The sequence below is a fragment of the Kordia sp. genome, from assembly GCF_045105435.1.
Lineage (GTDB): Bacteria > Bacteroidota > Bacteroidia > Flavobacteriales > Flavobacteriaceae > Kordia.
The window spans coordinates 1-6,559 of record NZ_JBGCDL010000083.1; the positions used below are offsets into that span (position 1 = coordinate 1).

The 6,559-nt window shown below is 33.5% G+C and carries 5 protein-coding genes; 1 reads left to right on the forward strand and 4 read right to left on the reverse strand.

Translation table 11 applies throughout. From position 1 onward, the window contains the following. Window positions 1–205: 205 nt before the first annotated feature. The 3 genes from AB8B65_RS03880 to fabG all read right to left on the reverse strand — a co-directional run bounded on the left by AB8B65_RS03880 (window position 206) and on the right by fabG (window position 3,544). Window positions 206–2,098, reverse strand: coding sequence for a VWA domain-containing protein (locus AB8B65_RS03880; protein WP_405299541.1), 1,893 nt, complete (start codon window positions 2,096–2,098; stop codon window positions 206–208). 148 nt (window positions 2,099–2,246) lie between these two features. After that, window positions 2,247–2,783, reverse strand: coding sequence for a hypothetical protein (locus AB8B65_RS03885; protein ID WP_405299542.1), 537 nt, complete (start codon window positions 2,781–2,783; stop codon window positions 2,247–2,249). Between the two features lie 14 nt (window positions 2,784–2,797). Further along, on the reverse strand, window positions 2,798–3,544 hold the full coding sequence (gene fabG, locus AB8B65_RS03890) for a 3-oxoacyl-[acyl-carrier-protein] reductase (protein ID WP_405299543.1): 747 nt from the start codon (window positions 3,542–3,544) through the stop codon (window positions 2,798–2,800). 246 nt (window positions 3,545–3,790) lie between these two features. On the opposite strand from fabG, the gene AB8B65_RS03895 reads away from it, so the two are divergent. Further along, window positions 3,791–5,719, forward strand: coding sequence for a S9 family peptidase (locus AB8B65_RS03895; protein WP_405299544.1), 1,929 nt, complete (start codon window positions 3,791–3,793; stop codon window positions 5,717–5,719). A gap of 72 nt (window positions 5,720–5,791) precedes the next feature. Here AB8B65_RS03895 and AB8B65_RS03900 read toward each other — a convergent pair. Next, a partial coding sequence (locus AB8B65_RS03900) for a M16 family metallopeptidase (protein ID WP_405299545.1) occupies window positions 5,792–6,559 on the reverse strand: 768 nt, incomplete at its 5' end.

Consider the following 6,559-nt stretch of genomic DNA (forward strand, 5'->3'; position numbering starts at 1 on the left):
TATGGTAACTGCTGATTTTGCAATTAATACAATTGCAATAATTACAATGATTAGTATTGGTATTCCAATTTTAGGTAATTTATCCATTTTTTTAGTTTTTGATTATTTTCTTTTGATTGTACTATTTTGAGTTAGTGTATTGAAAATCGTATTCGTTACATTCTTTTTGAGATTTCTTCGGCTACAATGTTATTTACTTTTTAGCTTATATTAACCCGTAATATTTTCTTAAAAACCATTCCAACGCAAGAAATATTGCTATGAATGCAAGTAAATATTTCCAATCGATCAAAGATACGACCTTTTCGTTACTTTTTTCAATTGTTTTGAAACGTTGATCGTTAATTAATTCAGAAATTATATTTTGTGAATTGTCATTTACATGAAACGTTTTCCCACTAGTTTTGGCTGCAATGGCTTGCAATCGTTCCGTATCAGCGTTTAAGAATTGCTTTTCAATATCGAATTCAAGAATTTTAAAACTTCCCGATTTACGGATATTTTTTCCTTCTGCTCGTACTGTAAAATTATACGATGCTGGCGGTAAATTGTTTAGATCGACTGTATAAAAACCAGCATTTAGCAACATTGGATATGTAGTTGTTTCGTCTGTATCTTTGTTTTTGATGATTGCTGTTAAGTTCACATTCGCATCAAATTCATAGGAAGGATTGAAGTATTGTGCTGTCAACTGAATTTCACGATTTCCATAGTAAAACGATTCGTAACCAACTGTTAAACGTTCGCGTTTTTTGTTAGAAGCTAAGTATTGCACTAGTTTTCCGAGAAATGTGTCAAACTCAATAAAGTTTTCTTGCGTTAAGAAACTGTTTGCCCGCCATCTCCATATATTTTCTCCTGCTAGTATTGCTGCGCGAATGTTGTTGTCTGAATACGTAGCTAATAATGGACTATCGGTAGAAACGCCCGAAATAGTCTGTTTTAAAATTACTTCATTTGCTACGTTGAATTCAAGATCGCCAAACATGTTTTCTAATGGTGGATAGTCGGAAAAGTCAATAGCATCTATCAAAAAGTTAGTGTAATTTGGATTGAGTTGTCCTTGTACTTCTTCTGTTTCTTGCAAGTCATCTTTTCGGAAACTTGTTTGAATGTCATTTAAGAAATTCCAATCCGTTTGCAATCCTGTGATGGTGAGTGTGTTTTTTTCTAAGCTTTTTATATTTTGATAGACTTCTGAAAACTTTCTATTCGGCTGATACAAAATAACTAATTGATAATCATTCAGTTTGCTTGAAGCTTCATTTGGTTTTAAAATATCTACACCGCGCAATTCATTGCTTTCTAAACTTTTCTTTAGTGCGCCCAAATCGGGATGAATGATATCAGAAACCAATGCAATTTTCACTTTCTGATCTATAACTTCTACAGCAAAGTAACGCGAATTGTTTTGGGTATTTTTTTCTAAGTTTAAAGGTGTCAGCGTAGCACGTAAGGTTTGTACGCCAATTTTAGTTGCAGAAACATTTAGGTTTACGACTTTAGAATTGTCTGTTGGCGAAAATGTCAACGCTTTACTAGCCAAGCGTTTCCCATTGGCTGTGAGTATTAAATTTGTTTGAATCGTTTCGTTTCCGGTATAAGTTGCAATGACTTCTACAGGAAATTTATTTTTTAAGTATGCGTATTTATTCGCGTTAAGCTGATCTATTTTTAAATCGACATACGTAGTGGTATCTCCTGCTATGACAGGAAATATAGGTTGTTTTATTTTGGAAGATAGAAATTGATAATCGTTTCCGTAGGTTTGATTTCCATCCGTAATTAAAATTGTTGGCGCAATGGCATCTTTGTAGAGTTTGTTGATGTCTTTTAGCGCTTTACTGATGTTTGTTTGCGATCCTGCAAAGTTAACTGAATCACTTTCTTTTAGTTCTTTTGAGAACGTATATGCATCAATTTCAAACTTATTTTGAAGTTCTTTAGAATTTTTTAATTCGTTCAAAATTGAAGTTACTTTTTCGTCATAGCCCAATTCTGCTACTGAAGAAGAATTATCGACGGCAATAGTCAATATGGGTTTTTCAGAGTAATAACTTTTTTGTTTAAATTTTGGATTGATGATTAAGAGTAACAATGCAAATACGCTTAAAAATCGTAAAAACGAAAAAAGCACTAGTTTTTTAGTGCGTTTTTTCGTTTTATAGTAATAATGAAATATCGCAACAAGTGCTGATATTATAGCTGCTATACAGATGTATACTATCGTTGTGGTTTGCAATAGTTTATTTTGTTTTTATAAGTTCGAAAGAATTTAGAAAACGGAAAATACTGTCGTTATGATCATTTTTATCCAAGCAAATTACCTGTGTAATAAACATAGAATTTTCTACTAAGTATGCATTTATATATATAAATCCGCCTTCCATTTGAATTTTAATACTTCTTCCTGGATATCCGTTAAATTTAACAGCATGGTCAAAGTTTAAAAATCCTTTTACATTTGACACTGCTCCTTTTACAGCACCATCTAATACGGTAGCATTGTAATCGTCGTCTGCGTTTTTAAATTGTTCTTCAGGATAATCTGAGCGAATTACAGAATATACTGCATTATCATCTCCAGAAGCTGGCGCATACATAATCATGTGCATGTCTAACTCACCAACAGCTGTTTGTACTTTTTGTACCGTTCTTTTAGGTTCACCAGGGTAATGTGCAACAAATTCTAAGTCTTCTGCTTTGTACTTTTCCCAGTCTTGTGCTTGTACCGCACTAATAGACAGAAAAAATACTGTCATTACTAAAAATACATTTTTCATATTGTTATTATTGTTTAAGTTAACATTCCACCGTCAACGTTGAGCACTTGCCCTGTAATGTACGCTGACATATCACTGGCGAGAAAGACACATGTATTTGCTACATCTTCTGGTGTTCCTCCTCTTTTTAACGGAATTGCATCTCTCCATCCTTTTACAACATCTTCTGGCAATTTACCTGTCATTTCAGTTTCTATAAAACCTGGTGCAATTACGTTGCTACGAATGTTTCTAGAACCTAATTCTAATGCAACCGATTTAGAAAAACCGATAATTCCTGCTTTGGAAGCTGCATAGTTTGTTTGTCCTGCATTTCCTTTTACACCAACAACAGAACTCATATTAATAATTGAACCTTTGCGTTGTTTTAGCATGGTTCTCTGTACAGCTTTGGTCATGTTGAAAACAGATTTTAGATTGACTTCAATTACTTTGTCAAAATCTTCTTCCGAAATGCGCATTAATAAATTGTCTTTCGTTATTCCAGCATTATTAATCAATACATCAATCGAGCCAAACTCTTTTAATACTTCCGCAGCCAAGTCTTGTGACTCTTGAAAGTTTGCTGCATTACTTTTATATCCTTTGGCTTTAACGCCCAATCCGTTTAATTCTTTTTCTAATTCGTTAGCTGCATCTACAGATGAACTGTATGTAAAAGCAACATTTGCTCCATGCGCTGCAAATACTTGCGCTATTCCTTTTCCTATGCCTCTACTCGCGCCTGTTATGATGGCTGTTTTGCCTTCTAGTAATTTCATACGTAATTATGGTTGATTTTATTTAGTTCAAATATAGTTAGAATAGTTTAGGTTTTCAATAGTAAGTTTTAGTATTCTTAAGAAAGAAATTAACAAAATATCCTTTTAAGAATTCCTTTATAGGAACTCATAAATTTATCAAAAAAAGGAACACCTTTAAGTCATTTTTTATAAAACTATGTTAAATAGTGTAACAATAATTCGACTTTTCAGTCTTACTGTGAAAATCATACAAAAAACACAATCATGAAAAAACTAATGCTCTTTTCTGTAATATTGCTTTTTATGGCATGTAAACAGGAAACCAAAGAACAACCAAAAGTTGCAACACAACAGCAACCAGCACCGAAAATTTCAGTTAAAGACTTTTTTAAAAATTCTGAAAAAACAGCATTCAATTTATCTCCAAATGGTGAATATCTTGCCTATCTGGCTCCTTATAAAGATCGAATGAACATTCACGTCCAAAAAATTGATAGCGACAAAGTAACCAGAGTTACTAGCGTAGAAGATCGTGATATTGCAAGATATTTTTGGGCTAACGACGACCGTTTAGTATTTGCAAGAGATAAAGGTGGAAATGAAAATTTTCATGTTTTTGCTGTTAATAAAGATGGAAGCAACGAAAAAGATTTGACTCCTTTTGATGGCGTACGTTGCGAAATTATTGATGATCTTGGAGATAATGAGGATGAAATGATTGTTGGATTGAATAAAAGAATTCCGCAAGTGTATGATCCATATCGATTAAATATTAACACAGGAGAATTAACCTTATTATACGAAAACCCTGGAGATATTACAGGTTGGGACACCGATCACGACGGTAAATTGCGTGTAGCTACTAAGACCAACGGTGTTGATACTACTATTTTATACCGTGCTACAGAAGATGCGCCTTTTGAAGAAGTAATGACTACTAATTTTAAGCAAACGTTAGCTCTTCAATATTTCGATTTTGATAATGGTGACATCGTATATGCCCTTTCTAACTTAGGAAGAGACAAAGCCGCAATTGTAAAATACGATTTAAAGAACAATAAAGAAGTAGAAGAAATTTTTATGGATACCGAAGTTGATGTAGACGGCATCTCCTATTCTTCTAAAAGAAAAGTGCCAACGTTTATAAGCTATACAAGAGCAAAAATGAATAGAAAGTTTTTAGATAAAGACACTGAAAACTTGTTTAAAATGCTTGAAGAAAAATTAGGTGCAGATAATCAATATTACATCACATCAAGCAATAAAGAAGAAGATAAACTTTTAATTTATGCTGGAAATGATAAAACAAGAGGCATCTATTATTTTTATGACACGAAGAAAGAAAGCCTAAAAGAATTGGCTAATTTAAGTCCTTGGATCAATCCTGATCACATGGCAAGCATGAAACCTATCACTTATACTTCAAGAGATGGAATGACAATTCACGGATATTTAACCTTACCTCTTGGTGTTGAAGCTAGCAATTTACCTGTTGTGGTAAATCCGCATGGAGGTCCTTGGGCGCGTGATAATTGGGGATTCAATCCAGAAGTACAGTTTTTAGCTAACAGAGGTTTTGCTGTGTTACAAATGAATTTTAGAGGTTCTACAGGATACGGAAAGAAGTTTATGGAAAGTTCGTTTAAGAAATGGGGACAAGAAATGCAAAACGATATTACCGATGGTGTACAATGGTTAATTAAAGAAGGAATTGCAGACAAAGATCGGATAGCTATTTATGGCGGAAGTTACGGCGGTTATGCTACTTTAGCAGGAATTACAAATACGCCCGATTTGTATGCTGCCGCGGTTGATTATGTAGGTGTTTCAAATTTATTTACGTTTATGGAATCAATTCCTCCATATTGGGAACCGTACAAGGAAATGTTATACGAAATGGTAGGAAATCCGAATACGAAAGATAGCATTATGATGAGAGCTAACAGTCCTGTTTTTCATGTTGATAAGATTAGAACACCATTGTTTGTAGCTCAAGGAGCAAATGATCCGCGTGTGGTACAAGCAGAATCTGATCAAATGGTGGAAGCATTGAAAAAGAATGGCGTTACTGTAGAATATATGTTGAAAGAGAATGAAGGTCACGGATTTAGAAATGAAGAGAATCGTTTTGATTTTTATGATTCTATGATTGCCTTTTTAAATAAAAATATGGCGAAGAAAGTAAAAGGATAATTTTTTCACGTCAGTTATACTCATAAAAAAAGCGCTTCATTTAAAAGCGCTTTTTTGTTACAGGTACTTTTTTTATTGTTTAATTTTTTCTGCTTTTTCATAATTGAACAGATAATCGACATCCATTTCTTGAATTTTCCCAAGTTTAGAAAGTGATTTCATGTCAATATCTTTCTTGTTTCCAATCACGATCACATTATATTCTTCTCCTTTTATGTTTTCATTGAAGAAAGCTTTTAAATCATCCATTGTCATGTTTTGAATTGCCTTGTATTTTTTTTCGATATCGCTCATTTTAATGCCACTTTGGTTGAAAGATTCAAGCGTCCAAAATATATCAGATTTCGTAATACGATCTGCTGCTATTTGTTTTAGAATTGATTCTTTGGAAGCATTGAATTGTTCTTTCGCTTCTGGCATGTCATTCATCAACGTCATCATAGCATCTACCGCTTGTGGCATTTTGTTCGCTTGCGCTCCCAAATACGCTAAAACATAGTTAGATTTTCCTTTTTCGGAAGCATCCGCATAATATGCATACGTAGAATATGCCAATGATTTTGATTCTCTAATGTCTTGAAACACAATATCACCAAAATACGAATTGAATAAATCTGAAGCAGCCATATTTTCTGTTTTAAAAGGACTTCCTTTTGCTAAGAATAACATTTTCGCTTGCACCATATCATAATCCACAAAAAATACATTTCCGCCTGTTTCCTGCTCTACATATTCTGTAGGCGCTGGATATGGTTTTAATTCTGCTGAAACTTTATGATGTTGGTTTAGAGCTGTAATTGCTGGTCCTACATCTTTTCCGTAATAAAAAATACGCTGTTC